This window comes from Acinetobacter ihumii (assembly GCF_900625095.1).
GTDB lineage: Bacteria > Pseudomonadota > Gammaproteobacteria > Pseudomonadales > Moraxellaceae > Acinetobacter > Acinetobacter ihumii.
Window position 1 is genome coordinate 2,476,860 of the sequence record NZ_LR130760.1, and the last position, 26,744, is coordinate 2,503,603.

The 26,744-nt window shown below is 42.2% G+C and carries 20 protein-coding genes and 2 pseudogenes; 14 read left to right on the forward strand and 8 right to left on the reverse strand.

The window, feature by feature from the left end:
• Positions 1-39 precede the first annotated feature (39 nt).
• Positions 40-813, reverse strand: coding sequence for a putative porin (locus E0D95_RS11645; protein WP_130803958.1), 774 nt, complete (start codon positions 811-813; stop codon positions 40-42).
• Between the two features lie 440 nt (positions 814-1,253).
• On the opposite strand from E0D95_RS11645, the gene prfB reads away from it, so the two are divergent.
• From prfB to E0D95_RS11670, 5 genes and pseudogenes are all read left to right on the forward strand, one after another.
• Positions 1,254-2,349 (forward strand): peptide chain release factor 2 gene (gene prfB, locus E0D95_RS11650; protein ID WP_130803959.1). Its coding sequence is split into 2 segments (ribosomal slippage): positions 1,254-1,325 and positions 1,327-2,349, totalling 1,095 coding nucleotides; the frame shifts between segments, so codons are not numbered across the junction.
• 162 nt (positions 2,350-2,511) lie between these two features.
• Entirely contained in the window at positions 2,512-2,811 is a 300-nt protein-coding gene (locus E0D95_RS11655; protein WP_130803960.1) for an ArsR/SmtB family transcription factor, read from the forward strand.
• 22 nt (positions 2,812-2,833) lie between these two features.
• Positions 2,834-3,903 (forward strand): annotated as a pseudogene (locus tag E0D95_RS11660) (alkene reductase).
• 90 nt (positions 3,904-3,993) lie between these two features.
• Positions 3,994-5,295: a lipid IV(A) 3-deoxy-D-manno-octulosonic acid transferase gene (gene waaA, locus E0D95_RS11665; protein WP_130803961.1), complete on the forward strand. Its 1,302-nt coding sequence runs from the start codon at positions 3,994-3,996 to the stop codon at positions 5,293-5,295.
• Positions 5,292-5,999, forward strand: a complete 708-nt coding sequence (locus E0D95_RS11670) for a 16S rRNA (uracil(1498)-N(3))-methyltransferase (RefSeq protein WP_130803962.1) — start codon at positions 5,292-5,294, stop codon at positions 5,997-5,999. Before waaA ends, E0D95_RS11670 begins: the two co-directional genes overlap by 4 nt.
• Here the strand turns inward: E0D95_RS11670 and E0D95_RS11675 are convergent.
• Both E0D95_RS11675 and E0D95_RS11680 read right to left on the reverse strand, forming a co-directional pair.
• A complete protein-coding gene (locus E0D95_RS11675; RefSeq protein WP_130803963.1) occupies positions 5,988-6,971 on the reverse strand; it encodes a mechanosensitive ion channel family protein in 984 nt (327 codons plus the stop codon). The genes E0D95_RS11670 and E0D95_RS11675 overlap by 12 nt on opposite strands.
• Positions 6,972-7,056: 85 nt before the next feature.
• Entirely contained in the window at positions 7,057-7,641 is a 585-nt protein-coding gene (locus E0D95_RS11680) for a DUF805 domain-containing protein (RefSeq protein ID WP_130803964.1), read from the reverse strand.
• Between the two features lie 303 nt (positions 7,642-7,944).
• Here E0D95_RS11680 and acs point away from each other — a divergent pair, with 303 nt between their 5' ends.
• The 3 genes from acs (at position 7,945) to E0D95_RS11695 (ending at position 13,559) form a co-directional block, all read left to right on the forward strand.
• Positions 7,945-9,888, forward strand: a complete 1,944-nt coding sequence (acs, locus tag E0D95_RS11685; RefSeq protein WP_130803965.1) for an acetate--CoA ligase — start codon at positions 7,945-7,947, stop codon at positions 9,886-9,888.
• A 142-nt stretch (positions 9,889-10,030) separates the two neighbouring features.
• The gene (locus E0D95_RS11690; RefSeq protein ID WP_130803966.1) at positions 10,031-11,209 is read left to right on the forward strand and encodes an acyl-CoA dehydrogenase family protein; all 1,179 of its coding nucleotides are present in this window, start codon (positions 10,031-10,033) and stop codon (positions 11,207-11,209) included.
• A 109-nt stretch (positions 11,210-11,318) separates the two neighbouring features.
• Positions 11,319-13,559: a TonB-dependent siderophore receptor gene (locus tag E0D95_RS11695; RefSeq protein ID WP_130803967.1), complete on the forward strand. Its 2,241-nt coding sequence runs from the start codon at positions 11,319-11,321 to the stop codon at positions 13,557-13,559.
• A gap of 40 nt (positions 13,560-13,599) precedes the next feature.
• Here E0D95_RS11695 and E0D95_RS11700 read toward each other — a convergent pair whose 3' ends face one another.
• Entirely contained in the window at positions 13,600-14,145 is a 546-nt protein-coding gene (locus tag E0D95_RS11700) for a cysteine hydrolase family protein (RefSeq protein WP_130803968.1), read from the reverse strand.
• A 109-nt stretch (positions 14,146-14,254) separates the two neighbouring features.
• Here E0D95_RS11700 and E0D95_RS11705 point away from each other — a divergent pair.
• A pseudogene (locus E0D95_RS11705) lies at positions 14,255-14,670 on the forward strand (Lrp/AsnC family transcriptional regulator).
• 86 nt (positions 14,671-14,756) lie between these two features.
• On the opposite strand, the gene sfnG reads toward E0D95_RS11705, so the two are convergent.
• Complete coding sequence (sfnG, locus tag E0D95_RS11710) at positions 14,757-15,866, reverse strand: dimethylsulfone monooxygenase SfnG (protein ID WP_130803969.1); 1,110 nt, start codon at positions 15,864-15,866, stop codon at positions 14,757-14,759.
• Between the two features lie 47 nt (positions 15,867-15,913).
• A complete protein-coding gene (gene msuE, locus E0D95_RS11715; protein ID WP_130803970.1) occupies positions 15,914-16,657 on the reverse strand; it encodes an FMN reductase in 744 nt (247 codons plus the stop codon).
• Between the two features lie 372 nt (positions 16,658-17,029).
• On the opposite strand from msuE, the gene E0D95_RS11720 reads away from it, so the two are divergent.
• The 3 genes from E0D95_RS11720 (at position 17,030) to E0D95_RS11730 (ending at position 19,703) form a co-directional block, all read left to right on the forward strand.
• Positions 17,030-17,680, forward strand: coding sequence for a response regulator (locus E0D95_RS11720; protein WP_130803971.1), 651 nt, complete (start codon positions 17,030-17,032; stop codon positions 17,678-17,680).
• Positions 17,681-17,952: 272 nt separating this feature from the next.
• A complete protein-coding gene (locus E0D95_RS11725; protein ID WP_130803972.1) occupies positions 17,953-19,269 on the forward strand; it encodes an ammonium transporter in 1,317 nt (438 codons plus the stop codon).
• A gap of 80 nt (positions 19,270-19,349) precedes the next feature.
• The gene (locus E0D95_RS11730; protein ID WP_130803973.1) at positions 19,350-19,703 is read left to right on the forward strand and encodes a hypothetical protein; all 354 of its coding nucleotides are present in this window, start codon (positions 19,350-19,352) and stop codon (positions 19,701-19,703) included.
• A 114-nt stretch (positions 19,704-19,817) separates the two neighbouring features.
• Here the strand turns inward: E0D95_RS11730 and E0D95_RS11735 are convergent, their stop codons facing one another.
• Together E0D95_RS11735 and E0D95_RS11740 are read right to left on the reverse strand one after the other, a co-directional pair.
• On the reverse strand, positions 19,818-20,585 hold the full coding sequence (locus E0D95_RS11735; protein WP_130803974.1) for a hypothetical protein: 768 nt from the start codon (positions 20,583-20,585) through the stop codon (positions 19,818-19,820).
• Between the two features lie 359 nt (positions 20,586-20,944).
• Positions 20,945-24,439: a hybrid sensor histidine kinase/response regulator gene (locus E0D95_RS11740; protein ID WP_130803975.1), complete on the reverse strand. Its 3,495-nt coding sequence runs from the start codon at positions 24,437-24,439 to the stop codon at positions 20,945-20,947.
• Between the two features lie 182 nt (positions 24,440-24,621).
• On the opposite strand from E0D95_RS11740, the gene E0D95_RS11745 reads away from it, so the two are divergent.
• On the forward strand, positions 24,622-24,954 hold the full coding sequence (locus E0D95_RS11745) for a DUF485 domain-containing protein (RefSeq protein ID WP_130803976.1): 333 nt from the start codon (positions 24,622-24,624) through the stop codon (positions 24,952-24,954).
• A 2-nt stretch (positions 24,955-24,956) separates the two neighbouring features.
• Positions 24,957-26,672 carry a cation acetate symporter gene (locus E0D95_RS11750; protein WP_130804899.1) on the forward strand — a complete coding sequence of 572 codons (1,716 nt, stop codon included), beginning with the start codon at positions 24,957-24,959 and terminating at the stop codon, positions 26,670-26,672.
• Positions 26,673-26,744: the final 72 nt, after the last annotated feature.

Genomic DNA, 26,744 nt, shown 5'->3' on the forward strand with positions numbered 1-26,744 from the left:
CGCTCAATTTGAGCGATTTTTTTATCAGTTGTATTTCGATTAGAAACGGTAAGCAGCACGAACACCATAAGTGTTGTAGTCATCACCAAAACCAATACGACCTTCAACGCTGACTTGTTGATTCAGGAATTTCTTCGCATTAATACCCCATTCATCACGGTCAGTTAAATCGTTGTTGTAATAATCTGCACCTACACTCAAAGTTTTGTCGATGTAGTAATCACCACGAACTTTATATTCATCTAGATCACCGAAAGCACCGTAGGCTTCAAGGTTAACATCATGTTGACCTACTTGAGTTACATATTTCGCACGAATGGTTGGGTCAGCACCGTCATCACCATCTTTTTGGTCATAACCCGTTACACCCAAAGCAAGTAATAAGCCCGGTGTTGGCAAGTAACCGATTTCCGCACCGTAAAGCGTAGTTTTGTTGTCAATTGGGATATTGTCAACTTCAAACTCTTCACGACCAATACGACCACTTACGTAGAAATCACTATTTGGTACATAATATTCAGCACCGATGCCATAATTGGTATCTTTTACGCCATCATTGTCTGCATATTTGACTTGGGCATTTACATTGCTGGCACGATCAAGGAACGCTGCTTCAGCAAGTGGTGCATTACGAGTTTGGACAGGATTAAAGTAATAAGTACCATCCACACCAAATTGATGAGTAGAATCGAAATCATCCCAGTCATTGTACTGATATGAACCGCCGACTTCTGCTTGGTACGCATGTGCAGTACCCATCCCGACAAAAGCCAAGGTTGACAACAAAGCAGATGCAATTGCTAATTTTTTCATGGAAAAATCTCCCCTCCAAAGTTTATAAAAAGTAAATCTTTTGTTACAACTTCAGTCTAGTGGAAAATAATGGTGCGTCAATTCTGGCTTGGTAACTGTAGTGTAATAATGTAATTGCAATGTAATAATATAATATTAAATTATTGTTTTATAATAAAATTTACAAATGTTTTGTTTTATTAAAAGATCTATGTTTGTGTGAACAAATCGGGATTATGCTCAAAAATAAAGCATTTTAATGAGAGAGAATTACACAAGATACATCATGATGAAGCACATAAATGAGTTTAAAAATTAAAAAATATCATGGAAGAATCATCAAAATACTCATTCAGATCTGTTAAAAATGCTGCTGTAACACGTGATAAAGATCAGACCTGTTTTAGACCGCACGCTATGCTAAAATAATGCGCTATTTATTTTGATGTGAGCGTAATCGCGTGGAAATTAATCCTTATCTAAACCAATTAAAAGATTTAACTGATCGTAGTCAAACGCTACGGGGGTATCTTTGACTACGATCTGAAAAAAGAACGTTTAGAAGAAGTCCTGCGTGAATTAGAAGACCCTGCAATCTGGAATGACCAAAGTCGCGCGCAAGCCATGGCCAAAGAAAAAGGCGAGCTTGAAAATGTGATTAATGTGCTGGATGGTCTGGCTGAACAGCTTGAAGATGCCAAAGCCATGCTGGACTTGGCGGTTGAAGCGGATGATGAAAGTTTATTGGTTGATGTAGAAAGTGAACTTGCAACGGCTGAAGAAGAGCTGGCCAAGCTCGAGTTTCGTCGTATGTTTAGCAATCCGATGGATCCAAACCCGTGTTATGTTGAAATTCAGGCAGGTTCTGGGGGTACGGAAGCACAAGACTGGGCATCCATGTTATTACGTATGTACATGCGCTGGATTGAACGTCATGGCTTTAAGGCTGAACTCATGGAAGAATCAGACGGTGATGTCGCAGGAATAAAATCTGCCACCATTCGTGTCGAAGGTGAGTATGCCTATGGCTGGCTACGTACCGAATCGGGTGTACATCGTTTAGTGCGTAAGTCACCATTTGACAGTGGTAACCGCCGCCATACCTCGTTTAGTGCAGTATTTGTGTCGCCTGAAATTGACGACAATATTGAGATTGAAATCAATCCATCCGATGTCCGTACCGATACGTATCGTGCTTCTGGTGCGGGTGGTCAGCACATTAACAAGACCGACTCTGCGGTGCGTTTAACCCATGCGCCAACGGGGATTGTGGTGGCATGTCAAAACCAGCGTTCGCAACATGCTAACCGTGACCATGCATGGAAACAGTTACGTGCCAAGCTATATGAGCTGGAAATGAGTAAGCGTAACGAAGCTGCACAGGCACTGGAAGATTCTAAATCCGACATTGGTTGGGGCAGTCAGATTCGTTCTTATGTTTTGGACGACTCCCGTATCAAAGATTTAAGAACAGGGGTGGAAAACTCCAACACAGGTGCGGTATTAGACGGTGATCTGGATAGATTTATTGAAGCCAGCCTGAAACAGGGTCTATAAGTTAAAAGAGTCAACCGACAAAGCATATTTACATCTATTTACGATATATCTATAAAAATAGATATTAATATTTAAGAAAACCAATATTAATATCGAAATTATTCGATATAATGTTCGCAGATGCTGAACAATGCTTTGTCATTTAACCCATGAGCAATGTTTATGGATATCGATGCGATTTTTAAAGCCTTAGCCAATCCGACTCGTCGGCAAATTCTGCAATGGTTGAAACAGCCTGAGCATTATTTGCCTCTGGATGAGTGTGGCAGTTTTGAACGTGGTGTCTGTGCAGGTCATATTGAACGTTTAGGCAATGTGTCCCAGTCCACCATGTCCAACCACTTGTCTGTGCTACAACAGGCAGGATTGATCAAGGTTGAAAAATATGGTCAATGGTCATATTTTTCACGTAATGAAGCATTGATTCAGCAATATATCGATCATTTAAAACAAGCACTATAAAATAGTGTGAGCCGAGGCGATCATGGCTGAATTAAACTCTCCCTTAAAAGTTGGCGATTTTGAACTTAAAAATCGTCTGGTAATGGCTCCACTAACGCGTGCGCGTAGTGGTGAAAGTCGAATTCCAAATTCCTTGATGCTGGAATATTACACACAGCGTGCCAATGCGGGCTTAATCCTGACAGAAGCCACCGTCATTTCGCCGAAAGCAGTGGGTTATGCAGACACGCCGGGACTGTGGTCCGAAGAACAGGCACAAGCGTGGCATCCGATTACTGAAGCAGTACATGCGCAAGGTGCAAAAATGGTGGTGCAGCTTTGGCATGTCGGACGTATTTCTGATCCTGAACTTTTAGAGGGGGATACTCCAGTTGCGCCGAGTGCTATTCAGCCGGCTGGGCATGTCAGCCTATTGCGTCCAAAACGTCCTTATGTGACGCCACGTGCTTTATCGCTTGAAGAAATTCAGGAAATTGTCGCACAATAAAACATGCCGCAGAACTGGCTAAAGTTGCGGGTTTTGACGGGGTTGAGTTGCATGCAGCCAATGGATATCTGATTGATCAATTTTTGCAAAGTACCACCAATCAACGTGATGACGAATATGGCGGAAGTCTGGAAAATCGTGCGCGTTTATTATTACAAGTGGTCGATGCATTGGTTGAGGTTTGGGGTGCAGGGCGTGTTGGGGTCCATATTGCACCACGAGCGGATGCGCATGATATGGGCGATGCCAACCCACTTGAGACCTTTGGTTATGTGATGCAACAGTTGAGCCAACGTCAGATTGCTTTTGTTTTTTCTCGTGAATATCAAGCTGAAGACAGTATTAGCCCACAATTGCGTCAGCAATTTACAGGCGCTTGGATTGCCAATGAAAATCTAACGCCTGAATCAGCTAAACAACTTTTGGCATCAGGTGAAGCAGATGCGGTTTCTTTTGGTAAAGCTTATATTGCCAATCCAGACTTGTTGGAACGTCTGGAAAAGAATCTGTCATTGAATGAGTTAAATCCTGAAACCATTTATGCCAAAGGTGCATTGGGATATACCGATTATCCCGCTTTAGCTGAAAATACCCTCGAAGCGTAAACAGCTCATTTTGTTTAGAGCGGTGTACTTTAACAAAAGTACGCCGCTCTGTTATATTCAGCTCGGTAAAATCAATTGAGATCAAACGATTTGGCGACTCCATTTTGGTATAACTTGTTATTGGCGTGTATCAAGCCCATTTATCGTTGGAAAATCAAACAGCGCGCTGCAACAGATGCACTCTATCAGCAGGAATGTCTGGAGCGTTTTGGGCCATTTCAGCCAGTTCAAAATCGTCATGCCTTATGGTTTCATGCAGTATCAGTGGGTGAAACCAATGCCGCACAGCCTTTGATTGAGCATTATTTAAAATTGGGTTATCCCGTTTTGGTGACCAATACCACTAAAACAGGTCAGACACGCGCCAAATCATTATTTTTAAAACAACCTTACCTGAATTTATGTCAGGTGGTGTATTTGCCTGTCGATCAAATTGATTTATTGAAACAATTTTTTGCGCAATATCAGCCACGCTTGTTAGCATTGGTGGAAACCGAATTATGGCCCAATTTGATTAATCAAGCCAAACAGCATCAAATCCCTGTCATGTTACTCAACGCCAGATTGTCGGAAAAATCAGCCAAAGGTTATGCCAAAGTTGCAGGTTTAACCCGAGCGATGCTGAGTAAAATGGATCGTGTTTTGGCACAGGATCAAGCTACTCAACAGCGTTATATTGAACTGGGAATGGCTGCAAAAAAAACTGAAGTGGTGGGCAATATTAAGTTTGATATTTCAGCCCCCGTCCATTTTATGCAGCAAGCCGAGCAACTCAAACGACACTGGCAATTGCAAGATCGTCAAATTATGATCTTGGCCAGCACGCATGCGCCTGAAGAGCAACAACTCCTTGAAACAATCTGTGAAGATTTAAAAAATAATCCATCATTACTATGTATTGTTGTACCGCGACATCCTGAGCGTTTTGAGGAGGTTTTTCAGCTTTGTCAGAAACTGGATTTAACCACACAGCGACGCAGTTTAGCTCAGTCGATTCAACCCGATACACAGGTGTATCTGGCAGATAGCATGGGCGAATTATGGCTGTGGTATGCCTTGAGTCAGGTCTGTTTTGTTGGCGGTTCATTGAATGAGCCGGGGGGTGGGCATAATATTTTAGAACCGATGGCGGTTGATGTGCCGACGGTGATTGGGCCACGTTATTTTAATTTCCAAAATATTGTGGATGAATGTGTGGCAGCCCAAGCGATAGAAGTCGCCTCTGATGCCGAACAAGTCGTTTCAGCTTTTCGACATTATTTATATAATGACCAAGCGGCAACAAAGATGACCGCTCAAGCCCAACAGGTGTTGGCGCGTAATCAGGGTTCATTACAGCGTCATATCGCAGTGATTGATCAATATCTGGAGCCGCAGGCGACAAAAGCATGAATATTGTGTTATTGCAACCTGAAGATGCTCAAGATGTTTTGTGGATGATTCATCAACCCCGTCAATATCAACATATTATTCAGCATTTAAAACTTAATATCGGTGATCGACTGAAAATTGGGATTCGCAATCAAGCACGTTATCTGGTTGAAATTAAAAAGATTGATTGCGATAAAATCTGGGTTGAGCCCATTCAGCAAGAAACAGTGCCTGCCAAACTCCCTGTCACTTTAATCGTGGCCTTGCCCCGACCGAAAGTGTTACGTCGTCTCATTATGGATAGCGTGACCTTGGGTGTGGACAAGTTGATACTTATCCACAGCTATCGTGTGGATAAAAGTTATTGGCAAACGCCTTTTTTACAGCAATTGGATCATTATGTGACTTTAGGGCTGGAACAGGCTGGCGATGTATGTGCACCAGACATTCAGTTATATCCACGTTTTAAACCATTTGTTGAAGATATTTTGCCCCAAATGATCGATCAAGATCGACCTGCATATTTGGCACATCCTTATGCAGCAACAGCGATGCCTTATGCCATTGATCATGCCTGTAGCATCATCGTTGGGCCAGAAGGCGGTTTTATTCCGTATGAAGTAGATTTACTCGTAAAAAACGGTTGCCAAGCTCATCACTTGGGCAACCGTATTTTAAGAACAGAAACCGCAGTATCTTATCTATTGGGTCGATTATTTAGTTAAATCAGGTGGACTTGCTTGATAGGGCAATGTTGCCACATCATCACGATGCACTTTTACTTCCTGTACTGGATAAGGAATATTGATGCCTTGTGCATAAAATGCTTGTTTCACCTCAGCCTGAATTTCACTGACAGATGCAGCAATACCTGTTTCAGTAGTATCTACCCACCAGAGAACGGTAAGATTGACTGAGAAATCGGCCAGTGCAGTAACATTCACACTAAACGCTGGCTGGCTAAGTACATTGCGGTTATTGTTGAGAATATCCAGAATAATCTGTTTGGCTTTTTGCTCGTCATCTTCATAGCCAATTCCGACCACGAACTGACAACGGCGGCGTTGGTATGCCGTATTGACTGTAATGGCGCTGGTATAAACTGTTGCATTGGGAATCACTAAACGACGACCATCGGGTGAGCGTAAAAAAGTCGCACGAATTTGGATATCTTCCACCGTCCCTTCCATGCCATTGACAATAATGTCATCTCCAATACGGAATGGCTCACCCAATAAAATCAGGACACCTGAAAGTAGATTTTGGAAAATATCCTTAAAGGCAAAACCAATCGCCACTGAACCAATCCCTAGGGCACTGACCAATTGTCCTGGTGTAAAACCTGGAATCGCGATGACCAAGGCAATAAGAAAGCCGACAAACATAATCAGTACGCTGCCTACACGGTTTAAGACGAGGACTAAATTTTGTCGGGTATAGCTACGGTTGGTTAAGGTCTTAGCAATAAACAGCTTAAACACTTTGGTCAACAGCCAGAACAATAAAAAAACCGCAAGTGCAATACATAAATAAGGAACACGTTCCCAGAAACTGTCCACAATTTTATCAATCGCTGTATAGGCATCATGATATTTTTCAGTGTGTTGAATCACGGATTTTGTGGTTTTTTCGCCTGCTTGTTGAATCAGTTGGGCGGTATCTGTTGCGACATCACTCAGTTTATTTTCTTCTGCCACATCAATTTCCAAAACAAGAATTTACCATCACAATGCGATAGTGTAGCCACATCGCATGCTTGCCTCAACCATGATCCGAATGAGTTTAGAAATAGCGTGTACCTTTTTGTACAATCTCTGTTGGGGTTTGCAATTCTCCTGCGCCCATCATATAAGACATGAGACTGGCAAATGAGAACAGTCCTAAAATGATGACAATGATCATCAGCCACGCCAGAATTTTTTCCCAGACCAAGGCCAGACGTGGTGAACCGTAGTCGTTATATCCTTTGCTTCCCGGTGCAAACAGGAGATAAAGCATAAAGAAAATTTGCACAATTGGCACCAGCAACAGCAGGCATAACCAGCCACTTCGATTGGCATCATGTAGGCGGCGAATCATAAAAACAATATGAAAATAAGCCACAATGACCCATAACACCATCACACCAATGCCCATAGCACCACTAAATAAATCCATAACCCGATCATTAATGGAAAAACTATTCAGGCTAAAGACCCCAACAAATAATCCCAAGGCTATATAGGCAATGACCGTTACGATATTGAGAAATCCGTACCAGCCCAAGTAACTCAGACGACTGAAACGTCCATTCGGCGAAAGCGGATTATCTTTAGTGTCACTATTATTTTTTGAAAAAAATGGGGAATTAGAATGTGTTTGTGCCATATAGTCCTCTTTTTTTGGAATCATTTTATTAGGTTCAAATGTTACCGTTTTTAAAAATCAGTGTCTGCATCAGGTGCAATTTTCACGCAAAAAGATAAAGCCAAGTACACAAAAAATCACGCATTTTATGAGAAAAAATTATGCTGAACCTTATATTTTCAGCTAAGGTAACTTATACCAAAGCATTATTGTCTGGATTTTTATCCTGTGTTCATACTGCTAGAGGATAAAGAAAAATCAATAAGTAAATGATGACATGACCAGATCTCGTGATGAGAGGTCAAAGATCAAGGAAGGGAAAATATGAATGAGATCTATCCAGTACCTGAAGAATTCAAGAAAACCGCGCGTACGCTTGAAGCCGATTATTTCGAGCGTTATCAGAAATCTATTGAACAACCTGAGCAATTTTGGGCAGCCGAAGCGCAACGACTGGACTGGATCAAACCCTTTACACAGGTTAAAAATACCAGCTTTGATAAACGAAGCTTCAAAATTGAATGGTTTGCAGATGGTGAGCTGAATGTCAGTGCCAACTGTCTGGATCGACATTTAAAGGAACATCCGCATAAGCCCGCAATTATCTGGGAAGGCGACCATCCTTCACGCCATAAAATTATTTCGTTTAAAGAACTCTATGAAGAAGTGTGTCGCTTTGCCAATGTTTTAAAAAAATATGGTATTTCCAAAGGTGACCGTGTGGTGTTGTATATGCCGATGGTCTCTGAAGCTGCAATTGCCATGTTGGCATGCGCGCGAATTGGTGCTGTGCATTGCGTGGTATTCGGTGGTTTTTCTCCAGATTCACTGGCCAGTCGAATTGAAGACAGTCAGGCCAAACTGGTGATTACCGCAGATGCAGGTATGCGCGGTGGGAAACAGCTTCCGCTCAAAGAAAGTGTAGATAAGGCGTTAAAACTGGACGGTACCAGCAGTGTAGAACATGTAATCGTGGTACATCGCACAGGAAATCCGATTCATTTCGAGCAAGGACGTGACCTGTGGTATCACGAAGTCATTACAGAAGTGAATGAAGTCTGCCCACCAGAACCGATGAAAGCCGAAGATCCGCTATTTATTCTTTACACTTCGGGCTCAACAGGCAAACCCAAAGGGGTGCTGCATACCACTGGCGGCTATTTGGTATATGTGAACTCAACCTTTCGGGAAGTTTTTGACCTAAAACAGGATGATATTTACTGGTGTACAGCGGATGTCGGCTGGATTACCGGGCATAGCTATTTACTGTATGGGCCTTTGTCGAACGGCACGACCACTTTAATGTTTGAGGGTGTACCACAATACCCAACGTGGGCACGGATTGGGCATATTGTCGATAAACATAATGTCACGATTTTATATACTGCCCCTACCGCCATCCGTTCCATGATGCGTGAGGGGGATGCCTATGTACGTGAAAGTGACCGCAGCAGCTTGCGACTTTTGGGCACAGTGGGTGAGCCGATCAATCCTGAAGCATGGGCATGGTATTACAATGTGGTTGGTGAGGGTCGTTGCCCTGTGGTGGATACATGGTGGCAAACGGAAACAGGCGGAATTTTGATTGCTCCACTGCCGGGTGCAACGGATTTAAAACCGGGTTCAGCAACGCGGCCTTATTTTGGTGTGCAACCGGCATTGGTGGATGGCGAGGGTAATGAACTGGAAGGAGAAGCGGAAGGCAATTTGGTCATTAAGGATTCATGGCCGGGTCAGATGCGTACCATTTGGGGCGATCCGGAACGTTTTATTGACGCGTATTTTTCCACATTTCCGGGTTGTTACTTTACAGGCGATGGCGCGCGCCGTGACAAAGATGGTTATTACTGGATTACAGGACGTGTCGATGATGTACTCAATGTCTCAGGACATCGCTTAGGCACTGCGGAAATAGAAAGTGCGTTGGTGGCGCATGAACATGTTGCCGAAGCTGCTGTTGTTGGCATGCCGCATGAGATTAAAGGGCAAGGAATTTGTACCTTTGTGACCTTACAAGCGGGTGTTGCTGAGTCTGAAGAATTACGGACAGAACTCGTGCAATGGGTGCGTAAACAACTGGGGCCAATTGCCACTCCTGATGCATTACATTGGGCACCTGCTTTGCCTAAGACCCGTTCAGGAAAGATTATGCGACGTATTTTAAGAAAAATTGCGGCGAATGAACTGGATAGCTTAGGCGATACCTCCACATTGGCAGAACCTGCGGTGGTTGATCATTTGATTGCCACGGTATATCCAGAGCGATAAACCCTGAAAAAAACAAAAATACCGTCCATGGCGGTATTTTTTATATTTTGTGTATAGCATGTAAGAGATTGAGATAAAGCAGAGCTCAAATTTTTGCTAGGCTTCACATGAAAATAAAACTGATCATAAGGATGCAAGCGCGATGAATGCTGCTGATTTTTCTTTAAATACTGATCCGATTGCAATTGCTCAAGCACTGGTATCTGAATTTGCAAAGACAGCAGCAATTCGTGATAAACAAGGCGGTAATCCAAAAGCTGAACGTGATCTGATTCGACAAAGTGGTTTATTAAATCTGTCTATCCCGAAACAATATGGCGGATTGGGGGCAGATTGGCGCACGATTTTTAAAACTATTCAAATCATCGCTCAGGCGGATAGTTCGCTGGCACATGTCTATGGCTTTCATCATTTATTGATTGCAACCGTTCAATTATTTTCTCAACCTGAACAATATGCCAAATGGTTTGAACAAACCACGCAGCAGCAATTATTCTGGGGCAATGCACTTAATCCGCTGGATCAACGTGTTCAAATCGAGCAGGTGAGTGAAAATGAATATCTATTTCAGGGTGATAAAAGTTTTTGTTCAGGTTCAATGGATTCAGATCTGTTGCTTTGTTCAGGCTATTTAAACGATAAATTATTGATTGGGGTGATTCCGAGCCAGCGAAACGGCGTGCATTTTCTAGGAGACTGGAACAATATGGGACAACGCCAAACGGATAGCGGCACGACCCATTTTGAACAGGTGCAAATTTTTAAGGATGAATTACTCCTCAATCCAGGACCATTGAGCACACCTTATGCCAGTTTAAGACCGTTAATTGCTCAATTGATATTTGTACATCTATTTTTGGGTGTGGCTGAAGGTGCTTTTGCAACAGCCCAACAAGCCGTTCAACCCCAAAAAGCATGGTTTAAATCAAGCGCTGAAACGGCCATACAAGATCCTTATATTCAAAGGCATTTTGCTGAATTTTATGTACAACTGGAAAGTACACGACTTTTGACAGACAAAGCGGTTCAGCATTTACAAAACGCATGGCAACAGGGTGAGCAACTGACTGCTTTGCAACGGGGTGAGGTTTCGATTGCGATTGCCACAGCAAAAATAGCAGCGACTCAAAATAGTCTTGCGATTACCCAAAATATTTTTCAGGTGATGGGTGCACGTGCCACGACTGCACAATTAAATCTGGATCGGTTTTGGCGAAATGTACGGACTCAAACACTACATGATCCGATTGATTATAAATATCAGGAAATTGGCGAGTGGATATTGACTGACGCAGTGCCTGAACCGAGTTTTTATTCTTAATTTTCTGAAAATATCTGATTGATTAGTGGAAATGTGGAGGGAGTGTTGTTTTTTTGTTTGTATTAAATGATAATTATTATTGTTAATATTAATATTTAATGGACCTAAAATGCCATCCTTCCGCCAAACACCTTTATCTCGCGCTGTTGTTTCATTTATTCTTTTTGGAATTTCACCTATCGTCATTGCAAATGCTGAATCTTCAGATCAAAAAACTGCGGTACTACCCTCAATTGTTTTACATGCTGATGAGCAGGGAGATAAAACAGAAGGAACTGGCAGCTATAAGGCAAAAGCATCTAAAGGATCAGCTAAATTAAACTTGAGTATTAAGGAAACACCTCAGTCTGTAAGTGTAATTACTCGTGAGCAAATTGAGCAAAGAAACTTAAATATTATTGATGATGTACTAATGGCAACGCCTGGCATCACTGTAACGAAACTGGATAGTGAGCGTTCTTCATACTATAGTCGAGGTTATCAGATTACAAATCGCCAGATTGATGGAATGCCTATTGGTGATAATAGTCCTCGGACGGATAGTTTCTTCTTTGATCGTATTGAAGTTGTAAAAGGAGCAACGGGTTTAACCGGTTCTACGGGAAATCCTTCTGCGACGATTAATATGATTCGTAAACGTCCTAATAAAGAACTATCAGGATACGCGTCTACCTCATTTAGTCGTTGGGATACGATTCGCAATGAAGCTGATGTTTCAGTGCCTTTAACCCAAGATGGAAAAGTTCGTAGCCGTGTGATGGCGATGCATGAGCAGGGTGATTCCTACATGGATTATTACTCGCTTGAGTCAACAGCAGCAATGGCAATGCTAGAGGCTGATTTTTCGGATCGTTTAACTGGAAGTATTGGATTTCAGTATCAGGATAATCAGCCCAGAGGTTCGACATGGGGAACAGTCCCGTACTGGAATGCAGATGGCAGTTTAGCGAATTTGCCACGTAATTTTAGTTTGGCCAATCGCTGGAATACGATTAGTCAGAATGACCGTACTGCGTTTGCAGACTTAAGCTATAAATTTGCAAATGACTGGTTGATTAAAGCCGCAGCATCTTATTCTTATTCAAAAAATTTCTGGTTGATGTCTTATGGTGGAAATGGATTTCCTAAATCAGATGGTACGGGCATAGGTCTTTGGTCTGCTGTATATCCCACACAAGAATCTAAAAAAACGAATTTGGAGTTATACGCGACGGGACCTTTTAAATTATTTAATCGGGAACACGAATTAATTTTAGGGGCAAATGGATATCAGCGTTCTAATGATGTTCCAACGGGTAGCCTATATGGAAATATTGGTGATCAAGTAACCTGTACTGGCAAAAATCAGACGATTGCGAATAATATTGCAGGAACATGCATCATTAATGATTGGCAGAGTTGGAATGGAAATACAACGATTACACCTAACTACACGGTAACACCATCATCTAAAGATGCAAAACAACAGAACTATGGAGCATATGCAACTGTCCGTTTAAATATAACAGATCCTTTAAAACTCATTATGGGCGGGCGATATAGTGAATATAAAGCAACAAATGGAACTAAAAGTGATGTAAAAGCTGATGCTTTCACGCCGTACGTGGGAGTCACTTATGATATTACGCCTTTAGTAACAGCATATGCGAGTTATACTGATATTTTTAATGCCAGTACCAACAAAGATCGAAATAGTAAATTTCTTGATCCAGAAACAGGAAAGGCATACGAAATTGGTATTAAAACGAGTTTGCTGAATGAGCAATTGTTAGCAACCGCAGCCATTTTCCGCTCTGAAAAAGAAAATATTGCCGTTCGCGATCTTGATGCGATCAATCAGGGAATTAAAACCGATGATGGTGGTGATCCTATGCTTGCATCCGGTGAGGGTTATAAAGTTAAAGGTTTTGAATTGGAAGCGATTGGTCAAATTCGACAAGGCTGGAATATGAGTGCGGGTTATACTTATGTGAATAGTGTGAGTTCCCAACAGGTAAGTGCTTTAACTAACGTCCCACAAAATTTAGTTAAAGTATATACCAACCTCAGATTGCCTGAAAGTTGGTGGGATGGGGCAGAAAAGTTAAATGTAGGATTTGGTGTAAATTGGCAAAGTGAAGTGAAGCGCAAATGGGGTGGCGCACCTAATAATACAGATGGCTTTGTTCATCAGGATTCATATTTTCTTGCCAGTGCCAATATCGGTTATGACTTTACTCAAAATTTAAGTGCCAACTTAAAGTTTAATAATTTATTTGATGAAAAATATTATCAGGAAATTGGATTTTATAATGGCGTGTATTGGGGTGAGCCTAGAAACGTTACTTTAACATTGAAAGCAAGGTTTTAATTATTAAAGTCATAATAAACCTGTATCCCAATCAGGTTTGTTATGAAATTTTTTCAATAAAATCCTCAGTGTTCTGAATCTGAGCAAAAGTAGACAGTGCGGCTAAAAACGCAGTTTGTACATCAGCTGCGGCAGTCGTTTGATCCTTAAATTGCAAATCACGTGTTGCGGTGGCATCAGCAATTAAAATCGGATGATAGCCTCGTTCTGCGGCAGCGCGTGTGCCTGAATCGATGCACATATGGGTCATCATACCTGTGATCACGAGTTGTTCAATCTCAAGCTGCTGGAGAGTTTCTTCCAAAGACGTTTTTAAAAAGCTATTCGGTAAGCTTTTTTCAATGACAATGGAATCTTCTTGAAGTAAAAGTTGTGAATGTAAAGCTACACCCTGTGTATTTGGGCGGAAAAATGGTGCTTCAGCAGGGTTAATATGCTGAATATATATAATCGGTAGACTTTGAGATAAAAACAGCTTTTCTAGTTGATTAATTTGTCTGAGTGCCAGTTCTGAACCAACCAGTTGCATGGCACCGCCTTGAAAATAATCATTTTGAACGTCAATCACTAAAAGTGCTCGTTTCATTTAAATTCACCTTATTTTTAAAAGTATGACCATAGCTTAAGTTTGATCCTGAGCACGGGCTATGTTCTACTGAAACAAAACCCACGGTTTCATTTTCACTATGAAAAAAATGGATGTATTAGACCCGATTGATTTAAAATTTTGGCTTTGCTCAAACAAGATTCGCGCTTAACTCATAAGCAGATTGGTGAGCGTGTTCATCGGACAGGTCAGGCGGTGGGTGTGCGGATTCATCAACTGATTGAACAAGGTGTGATACAGCGTTACACACTGGATATTGCCCAGACTCATCAGCAATTTATTCAATTGTTTTTAAGTGAATCGAGATTTTCTGAAATCGAGAAAATTATGGCTGAGTTTGAGCAAATTGATGACGCCTATAAAGTCATGGGGAGTGCTTGCTATATGTTAGTGGCGCATTTTGCTCCACACGAACTCCATCAGTTTATTGATCAAATTTCTGCTTATTGTCGTTATTCGGTTGAATCGGTGGTGAAGCGTGTAGATCTTGAAACGTTAAAATAAAAAGACCTCAAGCCGAGTCTTGAGGTCGAGTGATTATTATTCTGCTACCGCCTATTTCTTATTATTGGGGTTTAAGCTCATTTCACTTAAGCGGATTTTGCTGTCTGTTGCAGTTGTTGTTGCTGTTCAAGTGCACGAACCAAAGGTAGAACTTTTTCACCGAAATATTCCACTTCTTCAATAAAATGTAGAAAACCTGATAACACCAGATCAACCCCGACATTTTTCAGTGCCACGATGCGCTCGGCAATTTGCTCAGGCGTACCGATTAAATTGGTTTTAAAGCCATCGTTATATTGCACTAAATCTTCAAAAGTTGATTTTGCCCAGTTGCCTTCACCTTCAGGACTGGCAGCACCCGCTTGGCGAGTCGCATCATCGAAGGCATTCACCGCTTCAATATTGGCCTGATCAATAATTTCCTGTAAAACGGCTTTGGCTTCTTGTTCGGTATCACGTGCAATAATAAAAGCATTCACCCCAATTTTAACCTGATGCTGATTGGCTTTCGCTTTAGCACGAATATCATTGACTTGTTTCTGAATTTCTTCAACGCTATTGCCATTGGTGAAATACCAGTCTGAAACGCGAGATGCCATATCTCGTGCAGCACGTGAACTACCGCCTTGAAACACTTCGATATGCGGTTTTTGCAATGGTTTTGGCTTTAAGGTGTAATCTTTAAACTGATAATACTTGCCATCAAAACTAAAGTTGTCTGTGGTCCAGATTCCTTTTAGGCTGCGAATAAATTCTTCAGAACGAACATAGCGTTCATCATGTTCAGGCCATTCTTCACCAATGGCATCGAATTCACCTTTAAACCAACCACTGACAATATTTACTGCAATACGCCCATGGGTTAAATAATCGATGGTCGCAAGTTGCTTGGCAGCAAGAGCTGGTTTCCATGGGCCAGGCAATATTGCAGCAATGACTCTGAGCTTTTCAGTTTTGGCAAGTAAAGCATGACTAAAACTGACCGACTCATGTTGATTTTCTGCACCATAACCCGCAGTAAAACGAATCTGGGTCAGCGCATATTCAAAGCCATTGGCTTCGGCAGCTTGCGCCAGTTTGACATTGTAGTCGTAGCTCCAGTCGGTGCGCTGTTCAATGTTGCTCACGACCAGTCCACCACTGACATTGGGAACCCAGTAGGCAAATTTAATGGGCTGAGAAGAAAATTGTGTCATGGAAAAATCCCTCTAAATATACTGTATTTATTGTGTTGTTCGAGTGCTTAAGCGACATGGCTTTTTAAGCTTTTACTGGTTTTATGATGCAAGCGAGACTCTGCTGCATCCAGATTCGGAACAGCCGCAGAAGGCAAGACTTCATCTTGTTCAATCTGTTTGTTAATGCCCAGATTTTGATTGGCTTGTTCTGTTTTGGCTTTAATCACCTCAGCGCGTTGACCTTTCGCTGGCGCCCATTCCAAAATAGGTAAAGCGCGGGCTACTGCTAAAGTGATGCGATCACGTAATAATTCACTTTTAATGGTGTATTCAGGAGTAAAGTCACGATCAGTGGCATATACCCCAATTGGCAAGGTTTGTGCCTGAAAGAAGCTGAACAGTGGGCGCAACTGATGCTCTAATACCAACGCGTGACGGTCACTTCCGCCAGATGCAGCCAAAAGTACAGGAACATCTACCAACGCTGTTTGTTCCACGAAATCAAAAAAATGTTTAAAAAGACCCGTAAATGAAGCACGATACACAGGTGTTCCGACAATGAGAGCATCGGCAGCTTCCACTTTAGCCAAGTCATCTTGTACGCGTTGTGGCAATTGATTACGATAAATTGCACCACCTAATAAATGCCCAATTTCACTAAATTTAATAAAATGAATATTGATGGGGGTGGCTTCTCCCAATTCATTTAAAATTTCCTGAACCAGTGCTTCAGTTTTCGAAGGCGTATTTAAACCGCCAGAAACAGCGACAATATTTAAAGGAAGATTTGAGGTTTTTAAACTAGACATACATGCGCTCAATACAAAATCATAAAAATTGTGTTTATTAATCCGTAATGAGCAATGAAGGTAAAATAAGCAAATCACCATAACTTATCGTTTTTTAAGATATGTCCAAAAAATAGAAAGAGCAGATAAATAAATGTATGTAAGTGACTGAATCTAAAATTTATATTTAAAAATCATAAATATAAAAAAATGATGTTTTAAATTATAAAAAAAACTGCTGAGCTTTTTCTTTATCGTAAAATTAGAAAAAATTGATTAAAGCTGCATCACAATCCGACATTTTTCTGCAAAATTGGGTAATATGGAACTATCCTTAATTTTACCTATAGTTAGAATAAAACCTGACTGTGCTAAAGATCTTTTTTTACGCTTATGAATATTTTAATCGTTGATGATCATCCGCTGTTTCGTCATGCCCTGATTCAAGCTGTGCGATATAGTTTTCCACACGCCCAGATTCATGAGACTGCCGCAGTGAATGAATTTTATGAGCGTCTGGAGAATGGATCAGAGCCTGATCTGGTGTTATTGGACTTAAATTTGCCGGGTGCCTCTGGTTTTTCGGCTTTGGTTTATGTGCGAGCGCAATATCCGTCTATTCCAATTATTGTGGTTTCAGCCCATGAAGAAGCCTCGATTATTCAAAGAGCCATTGCACATGGCGCAATGGGCTATATTCCGAAATCTGCACATCCAAGTCATATCGGTGAGGCAATTCGTCAAGTATTAGAGGGTGAAATTTGGTTGCCGCCGAATTTGCCTAATCAGGTAAGTTTTGACCCACGTGCTTCAGATGAAACTGAATTGGCAGAACGTATACAATCGTTGACTCCACAGCAATTTCGGGTGTTGATGATGGTCGCGGAAGGCTTACTCAATAAACAAATTGCCTATGAGTTGGATGTTTCCGAAGCAACGATTAAAGCGCATGTCACCGCAATTTTTAGAAAACTCGGTGTACAAAATCGAACACAGGCAGTTTTAGCAATTAATGCCTTGAATATTGAAGAAAAAAGAAAATAAGCCATAAAATATCGTGTTATTTAAATCAAGAACCTCATAAAAGGTTCTTTTTTTATCGCAAAATTTTATCAGGCATTGCTGTAACAGTTCATTATTCAGTTTATACAAACCATTTTTGTTAAGTCTGTCACACTTTTTAAGATTAATTTAACTCATTCAATTCAAAAGAAAAATAAAACAAATCTTTGGCGCGATTTTTGCTAAATCAATCGCAGGAATGAATCAAATAGAAATGAAAAAAAGTGGAGGCGTAGATGGCCTTGGGGATAATTGTGAAGAATAATCAATTGAAATATGCACTGATGGCACTGCTAAGTGGGTTTTTTGCGACAGGACAGGCTTGGGCAGAAACTGCACCATATATGACCGATACGAGTTCAATTAGCGCAGGAAATACGGCGTGGATGTTGACCTCAACCGCGTTGGTTTTATTGATGACCATTCCGGGAATCGCTTTGTTCTATGCGGGCATGGTACGTAAAAAGAATGTACTTGCGACATCTTTACAGAGTTTAGTGATTGTTTGTGTCTCTACCATTCTTTGGGTGGTGATTGGGTATAGTCTGGCATTTACACCGAATACGCCGTTTATTGGGGGTTTTGATCGGCTGTTTTTACAAGGGGTTGATTTTAATCTGATACAGCAAAAAGTATCGGTGAGCCATATTGCTCCGACTATTCCTGAATCTGTCTGGATTATGTTTCAACTGACTTTTGCGATTATCACGCCAGCTTTAATTACAGGTGCATTTGCAGAGCGGATGCGTTTTTCTGCCATGTTGTTATTTATGGTGTTCTGGATTTTATTGGTCTACGTGCCTGTGGCACACTGGGTCTGGGAACCGGGTGGCTGGTTGGCTACCTTAGGGGCTTTAGACTTTGCAGGTGGTACAGTGGTACATATTAATGCGGGTGCTGCGGGTCTGGTCTGTGCCTATATGCTGGGTAAACGTAAGGGCTATGGGCGTGAGCCGTTTATTCCAAATAACCTGATGTACACCTTTATTGGTGCTTCTTTGCTGTGGGTTGGCTGGTTTGGTTTTAATGCTGGATCGGCAGGGGCTGCGGATGGTCGTGCGGGCATGGCGATGTTAGTGACCCAGATTGCAACTGCTGCGGGCGCATTAACATGGTGTCTGGTTGAATATCTAGCTCGACAAAAAGTGACCTTATTAGGCGCATGTTCAGGTGCAGTTGCTGGTCTGGTGGCAATTACTCCTGCTTCGGGTTTTGTGGGAGTGAGCGGTGCGTTAATGATTGGACTGTTGGCTGGAGTGTGTTGCTACTGGGGCGCAACAGGCTTGAAACGGTTACTCAAAGCCGATGATTCACTGGATGTTTTTGGCATACATGGGGTTGGCGGCATTGTCGGTGCAATCTTGACCGGTATTTTTGCACAAAAATCACTTTCAGGGCTGGATGCACATTTAGGCATTCAGACTTTAGGTGCTGTAGTCACCTTTATTTATAGTGCGTTTATTTCATTTGTTATTTTATTTCTTCTCGACAAGATGATTGGTCTGAGAGTTAATGAAGAACAGGAACAACTTGGATTGGATCTGGCTCAGCACGGAGAACACATTCCTTAATGCTGGAATGCGAGTCATGCAAATGTCCTGTGTCAAGTCAACACAGGGCATTGTTGTCTAAATCAATCAGGAGTTATCACATGAAAACAATTTATACAGATGATCCGATCATCAATAACGAGTTATTTACGCTGGCAACACAACTGTATGTTCGTTTACGCCGTGAAACTGGACGTGTGGTGGATGCCGTTTATATGGCGCAAAATGATGCCTATGCACGTGAGATCATGCATCTGGCCGCTTCGGTAGAAGATCGTGAGCTTAAAAATCTGGCAGAGAAATTAAACAGAATTTTAAATGGAGCAACGGCACAAGGTTTGAAAGCACAAGTGACACCAGTTCCAGAGTTTGACCGTAGAAGTTATAGTCCGGAATTACAAGCTGAACTGCAACAAGAAGAAGTGCCACATCACTATATTGGCGCATTGCGATGAACATTTATGTTGAGTATGGCTCATGGAATGCGTAAGCAAACTATTGTATCAACCGCACTAAACCAGTCGAGATTGGTTTAGTGCTGAGTCAGTATCGACAAGATGAAAAATTGGTTAAGCCAGACAGTCCTGCTTTAAAGTTAAGCTGTCGCAATATAAAGGATTTAAGGCACATTGCAAATCATCAATTTGCTCTTGAGTGACATGCCCTTTTTGTTTGAGATAATCAGCAACACGATCATCCCTTAAACTTAAAAATGCAGCATCGTACACACCAAGATCAACAAATAAGGCGGCTGTTTCCAGACTGTTAAAACGGTCTAGGAAAATATCATCGCCATACATTAAAAAGATATGATCCTGATTGGACTGCGCATCTACATTAAGCTGGTTTGCCAATTGTTGTGGCGGCGTTTTAATGAACAGTAAATCGGATAATTCATCGAATTGGCTCATATCCAAGACATGACTGTCATATTTCACCCGACCTAACCATGCCTTAAACACCAGAACCGCACCACCACGCAGTAACATACTCCAAATTTGATGTCGGGTCGCGTGATCCAGATTTTGTGTTTCATTTTCAAGGCTGTTAAGCAGTTGATTTTCTTGTTGTGCAAGTTTGTCAAATAAACCCAAGCCCTGAGGATGATAAGCAGCAGGAGCAAATACATCGAAATGCAGATCATTAAAGACGTTGAGTGCCAATGGCACTGCACTACGATATAAATGATCCAATGCACGTAAATGGATATCCTCTAGTTTGCTATGCTTAAACAGGGCTTGCCAGTCGATGTCAGGCAAGAGCGCATTGGCACTATATTCACGATGAAACTGGAGGGATTTATGTTGACCGTGAGGAACAGCATCTGAAATATTCATATTAAATTTCCTTTGAACAAGAATCTGTCGCTTTCCATGCACGTTACATGTGTGTCACGATCAGCTGTAATGGAATCGACCTTTATGGTTCCTGTTATGAAGTATTCAGAAAGCAAGAGGTATTAGACTAAAGTTTAATGATTCTAATTTTCTATAATTTTTTATTTAAAAACAATGTAATACTTAATTGTAACGAACTATAGCCACTTTTTCTTACAAATGAGTGAGTCTTTGCCATAGTAGATTTATAATTGAAAACTTTCGCCAATCATGCAGCGGCAAAAGTCTCTTATGATGAGCACTTTTGCCTAAAACTAAAAATATACTGCCAATGTTACCTGCTTGCCCACAAGACAAGTTTATTGTTCAGTGGTGATTTTTATACCGGAGAGCCACGCTCGAAGGCCCGCAGGCTTTAAAGGTTTTTTGAGCAGCACAATATTCAGCTCTTTTAAACGCTGTGGTAGCTCAGGATCTGAGTCGGCGGTAATGAGGGCAACGGCTGTGTTTTCTGTCCGATGTGCCATGATAAAATCCAGACCACGTTGTTGATGGTTTAAATGCTGATCAATCAGCCAGACCTGAATCTGTTGCGTTTGAACCAATGCCAAGGCCTGATCAGGTTCAGTGGCCTTAAATACTTGATAGCCCCATTTACTTAATAGTGATGACATACCTTCTAAAATCGTTTCATCATTATCCAGACATAACACCCGATATCCAGTGGCGATGGTCGCCACATGTGGTTGTATACTGGCAATGGTTTGCGGTGCTGGCACGGTTGGAACCTCGATCATGAAACAGGAGCCTTTGCCCAATTCAGAATAAACCTGAACAGGATAATCCAGCAGCAGGGTCATGCGTTTTACAATTGCCAAGCCCAACCCCAAGCCTTGTTCTCCCCAAGGCGATGTGTGCCCGCCACGTTCAAATTCCTGAAATAATTTCATGCGTTGCTGTTCTGCAATACCGGGTCCTGTATCCCAGACGCCAATACGAATATGTTTTGCGTCTTTGGCCGCGCGTAATACGCCGACGACAACCCGTCCATGAGCGGTATAGCGCAGCGCATTGCTGACAAAATTTTGAATGATACGGCGAATCCATTGAGGATCGGTGTCAATCCAGAATTGGGCATCATGTACCTTGAGTTGAATGTCTCGTTGCGCAGCAATAGATTTAAACTGGAGCGATAAATCACTGAGTAAATCATGCAGTGGATAGGCCTGACGTTTAGGTTGTAATGATCCCCCTTCAAGACGGGCAATATCCAGCAAGGCGGACAACATACTTTCAGCCCCATATAAGGCGCGATCTAGCTGCTGTAGGGTTTCGCGTTCCTGTTCACTATGCATACTTTGTTCTAGCACTGTGCTAAACAGTCGGGCAGCATGCATGGGCTGTAATAAATCGTGACTGGCAGCAGCAATAAATCGACTTTTTGACATATTGGCTTGGTCTGCCTGTTCACGTGCCCGTTGTTGCTCACTTAACGCATTTGCCAATTGTTGGGTACGATCTGTCACACGTGCTTCCAGAATCGCCTCATTTTCACGGAACGCCGTAATATCGGCGAAAGTAGTCACAAAGCCACCACCTTCAATCGGATTACCTCGCATTTGAATGACCCGTCCATCTTTACGGATACGCTCAAACTCATGTGCACTTCCAACCTGCATCCAATGAATACGTTTACGCACATGTTCTTCAACTGAACCGGGACCACATTCACCGCGTTCGGCATTGTAACGAATTAAATCGGCAATGGGGCAGCCGACATAGACCAGATCTTTAGGATAATCAAACAGTTTAAGATATTGATTATTCCAGGCCACCAGACACATATTTTCATCTACCACACTCACGCCTTGGGTCATGTGGTCAATCATGGTCATAAGCAGGTTCTGGTTAAAACGTTGCCACTGCGATGCCTGATCCAGAATATTGGCGACTTGTCCCAGAGCCAGACCATTGTTAACCATTGCGGTGGTAAGCAAAGTTCGCGCAGATGCTGCGCCAATGGTTCCTGCCAGATATTGCTCGGTAAACCGCCACCACATGCCATTGGCAAAACTATGTTCATTTAACATGACATTGTTAAGAGCACTAAACTGTTGAAACGCATGCTGGGTTGGCTGGTCTCCTGTAATCCGTTTGGCCAGTGTAATCAGATCGCCCACTCTTAAACGTGCTGCATCGTAATGCAGATAATTCATGTCTGTTGAGGTCTGATGAGAAGGCAGAGGTTTGGTTTCATAATAAAAGAAACTTTCGGCCTGAATTTGTTCAGCCACAGAAGGACGATAAGTTCGCGAAACCCAGATATATAAAATAATATTTAAGCCCAGTGACCAAATCACACCATGCGTTAAAGGGGCAAAGGATTCAAAACCAAAGATTGCTTCAGGACGTAGCCACGAAATTCCAAAAGGACCAAACAGCAACACATGCTGGGAAAATTCCTGATATTGATCAGGCAAACTACGTAAAATAGTCGGCAGTAAAAGTGTGTACATCCACATAAAGAAACCGACCAACAGACCTGCATAAACCCCTTGTCGACTGCCTCCACGCCAATATAAGCCGCCAATCAGGGCTGGAGAAAACTGCGCAACTGCACTAAATGCCAATAAACCAAAAACAGAAAGCTGGTCAATGTCATTGAAAAAATGAAAGAACAAAAAGCCGAGTAACATGACGGCTAAAATACAAATACGACGGGTAAATTTTAACACTTGGGGTAAACGCTGATCATGGCGTGAAATACAATTCAAACGCCATAAAGCCGGCATAATCAAGTCATTACTGAGCATAATAGACAAGGCCACAGAGGACACCAATAACATGCCGGTCGATGCAGAAAAACCCCCTAGAAATGCAAATAAAGTCAGCCAATCCTGATTATAACTAAGCGGGAGAGACAGTACGGCAACATCAGGAATGGTTAAAAATTGGGGTGCGGCATGCAGTGCCCAACTGGCAATGGGAATAATTGCCAGTGTCGTTAAAATTAAATAGATCGCAAACCAGCGTCGCGCACCGCGAATATGTTTTTCATCACGTAATTCAACCACTGCCACATGAAACTGACGTGGTAAGCAAATAATGGCCAATCCTGCCAATAAGGTTTGTACCCAGAATGTCTCAGGTACACCAAACAGCTGCACTTCGTGAAAGGTTTTACCGATATCCTGACTAATTTGAATCAGGTTATGGGGAGTCTCAAATATAAAAAATAAAGCCACACAAATTAAGGCAGAAAGTTTAACAAAGGACTCAAAGGCAACGGCTAACATTAATCCGCCATGCTGTTCGGTATTGGCAATTTGCCGAGTACCAAAGATCATGGCCAAAATGGCTAACACCCCAGTTAACAACAAAACACTGTTGGTGGTGGTATTTAAATGAGGTCCCTGATCTAAAATCACAGCGGCACTTAGCGCGATCGCACGAAGTTGTAAGGCTAAATAAGGAATAATGGCGATGACAGCTAATATCGTGACCAGTGCAGCCAGTGTTCCACTTTTGCCATAGCGTGCCGAAATAAAATCGGCAATCGATGAAATCGCATGGTGTTGTCGCACCCGACCTAAACGCCGCCAGATATCATAGCCAAACCAGATAAATAGCAACGGTCCCAAATAAATTGGGAGGAAAATAATGCCCTCACGTACAGCCGCGCCTGTTGCACCATAAAAAGTCCACGAGGAACAATAAACCCCCAAGGTTAAACTGAACAGCAACATTCGTCCGCGAGTGCTCAGGCGGCTGGCATGCTTCTCCCCAAAAAAAGCACACAGGAATAAGACTAAAATATAAAGGGCCAACACCCCGATAATAAGCCAGCTGTTCATAGTACCTAAACTGTTTAAATCTAGGTCTATCATACCTCAAGCCTGTTAATGGCATCTGCTGTTGTACAAAATTTAGCGACCAAAGTCTAAGTTACGAACGGCATACAAGCTTGTTACTGTAATAAAGTGAAGAAAAAGGATGAAAACGCGTCCATTGAGGGGCGTGATATAAGGAGTAGTCTATGGATGACGTTCAGGTAGAGCGAATTCTACAAAATCCAAAATTCAAAAAAATGGTCAGCAAGAAAGCGACATTAAGTTGGACACTAACAGGAATTATGTTGTTTGTTTATGTCGGATTCATGCTGCTGGTGGGTTATAACAAAGAATTTTTAATGAGTTCATTTAGTGGCGGTGTGACCACCTGGGGCATTCCTTTAGGTTTGGGTATCATTGTACTGTCCTTTGTATTATGTGCGGTGTATTCCTACATTGCCAACAATACCTTTGATCAACTCAATGAAGATGCTTTAAAAGAAGTTGAGGCCATTACTCACGAGAAAGGATTGCACTAATGATGAAATGGAATTCATTCAAAGCGCAAGCAGTGATTGCTGCCAGCGCAATGGTTTCAACGCTTGCCATGGCTGGCCCTGATCTGGGTGAAGCACAACAGCAAGCAACCAACTGGCATGCCATTATCATGTTCATGATTTTTGTTGGTGGCACACTATTTATTACCAAATGGGCAGCCAAGCAAACTACCAACACCAAGGACTTCTATACTGCTGGTGGGGGGATCTCAGGGTTCCAAAATGGATTGGCGATTGCGGGAGACTATATGTCTGCGGCATCGTTTCTGGGTATCTCTGCGATGGTGTTTAGCTCAGGCTTTGACGGTTTGCTCTATTCGCTAGGCTTTATGGTTGGCTGGCCGATCGTATTGTTCCTGATTGCAGAACGTTTACGTAATCTGGGTAAATATAATCTGTCTGATGTGGTGTCATTCCGTCTGGAAGAGAAACCTGTCCGAACCTTAGCCGCGGTTAGCTCATTGGTTGTGGTTGCTTTTTATCTAATTGCACAAATGGTGGGCGCAGGGCAATTAATCAAACTCTTATTTGGCTTGAACTATAACATTGCGGTGGTCATTGTTGGTTTACTGATGATGGCTTATGTGATCTTCGGTGGAATGTTGGCAACTACATGGGTACAGATCATTAAAGCTGTTCTATTGTTGTCTGGTGCGACCTTCATGGCATTTATGGTCATGAAAGCTGTAGGTTTCAGCTTCAGTAACATGTTTAGTCAAGCCATTGAAGTGTACTCTAGTGTGCGTCATATCAGTCTGGAAGAAGCCAGTAAAATCATGGGGCCGGGGAGCTTGGCGTCAAATCCAATTGATGCGATTTCACTTGGTCTGGCTTTGATGTTCGGTACAGCGGGTTTACCTCATATTTTAATGCGTTTCTTTACCGTGAAAGATGCTAAAGAAGCACGTAAATCCGTAGTGGTTGCGACAGGTTTTATCGGTTACTTCTACTTATTGACCTTTATCATTGGTTTTGGTGCAATTCTATTCGTATCAAACAATCCACAATTTCTGGATGTCGCAAAAGCTGCGGTCACTGGTAAATTAGAATTGGTGGGCGGTAACAACATGGCTGCGGTGCATTTAAGTGATGCATTGGGTGGCGATTTGTTCATGGGCTTTATTTCAGCGGTAGCTTTTGCAACGATTCTTGCAGTTGTTGCAGGTTTAACCCTGTCTGGTGCGTCTGCCATTTCACATGACTTGTATGCCAACGTGTTTCGTAAAGGTAAAACGACACCAGAATCTGAACTACGTATGTCTAAAATTGCGACATTAGGTCTTGCAATCTTTGCCATGATATTGGGTATTTTATTTGAAAAGCAAAACGTTGCGTTCATGGTCGGCTTGGCGTTCTCCGTGGCCTGCTGTGCCAACTTCCCGATTCTTGTATTGTCCATGTTCTGGAAAGGTTTAACGACACGTGGTGCGGTGATCGGCGGTGTGGTAGGTCTGGTGACAGCTGTAGTGCTGATCATTCTATCGAAAGCGGTGTGGGTCGATACCTTAAAAATTTCGGATACACCAATCAATCCATTTAATGGGCCTGCAATCTTTGCAATGCCGTTGTCTTTCCTCTGCTGCTGGTTTTTCTCAATTACCGATAACTCAGCACGAGCCAAAGCAGAACGTAAAGCATTTGATGCACAATATGTTCGCTCAATGACAGGAATTGGAATCTCGGGTGCGTCGGATCACTAAGGTCTGATTCAATCAGAGAGTTTAAAAAAAAGACCGCCAAGCTGGCGGTCTTTTTTATTGTAATTTCAATGA

Coding starts and splice junctions, on each gene's coding strand:
- E0D95_RS11645 (WP_130803958.1), bottom strand. CDS start 813: ATGAAAAAATTAGCAATTGCATCTGCTTTGTTGTCAACCTTGGCTTTT.
- E0D95_RS11655 (WP_130803960.1), top strand. CDS start 2,512: ATGGATATCGATGCGATTTTTAAAGCCTTAGCCAATCCGACTCGTCGG.
- E0D95_RS11670 (WP_130803962.1), top strand. CDS start 5,292: ATGAATATTGTGTTATTGCAACCTGAAGATGCTCAAGATGTTTTGTGG.
- E0D95_RS11680 (WP_130803964.1), bottom strand. CDS start 7,641: ATGGCACAAACACATTCTAATTCCCCATTTTTTTCAAAAAATAATAGT.
- acs (WP_130803965.1), top strand. CDS start 7,945: ATGAATGAGATCTATCCAGTACCTGAAGAATTCAAGAAAACCGCGCGT.
- E0D95_RS11690 (WP_130803966.1), top strand. CDS start 10,031: ATGAATGCTGCTGATTTTTCTTTAAATACTGATCCGATTGCAATTGCT.
- E0D95_RS11695 (WP_130803967.1), top strand. CDS start 11,319: ATGCCATCCTTCCGCCAAACACCTTTATCTCGCGCTGTTGTTTCATTT.
- E0D95_RS11700 (WP_130803968.1), bottom strand. CDS start 14,145: ATGAAACGAGCACTTTTAGTGATTGACGTTCAAAATGATTATTTTCAA.
- sfnG (WP_130803969.1), bottom strand. CDS start 15,866: ATGACACAATTTTCTTCTCAGCCCATTAAATTTGCCTACTGGGTTCCC.
- msuE (WP_130803970.1), bottom strand. CDS start 16,657: ATGTCTAGTTTAAAAACCTCAAATCTTCCTTTAAATATTGTCGCTGTT.
- E0D95_RS11720 (WP_130803971.1), top strand. CDS start 17,030: ATGAATATTTTAATCGTTGATGATCATCCGCTGTTTCGTCATGCCCTG.
- E0D95_RS11730 (WP_130803973.1), top strand. CDS start 19,350: ATGAAAACAATTTATACAGATGATCCGATCATCAATAACGAGTTATTT.
- E0D95_RS11735 (WP_130803974.1), bottom strand. CDS start 20,585: ATGAATATTTCAGATGCTGTTCCTCACGGTCAACATAAATCCCTCCAG.
- E0D95_RS11740 (WP_130803975.1), bottom strand. CDS start 24,439: ATGAACAGCTGGCTTATTATCGGGGTGTTGGCCCTTTATATTTTAGTC.
- E0D95_RS11745 (WP_130803976.1), top strand. CDS start 24,622: ATGGATGACGTTCAGGTAGAGCGAATTCTACAAAATCCAAAATTCAAA.
- E0D95_RS11750 (WP_130804899.1), top strand. CDS start 24,957: ATGAAATGGAATTCATTCAAAGCGCAAGCAGTGATTGCTGCCAGCGCA.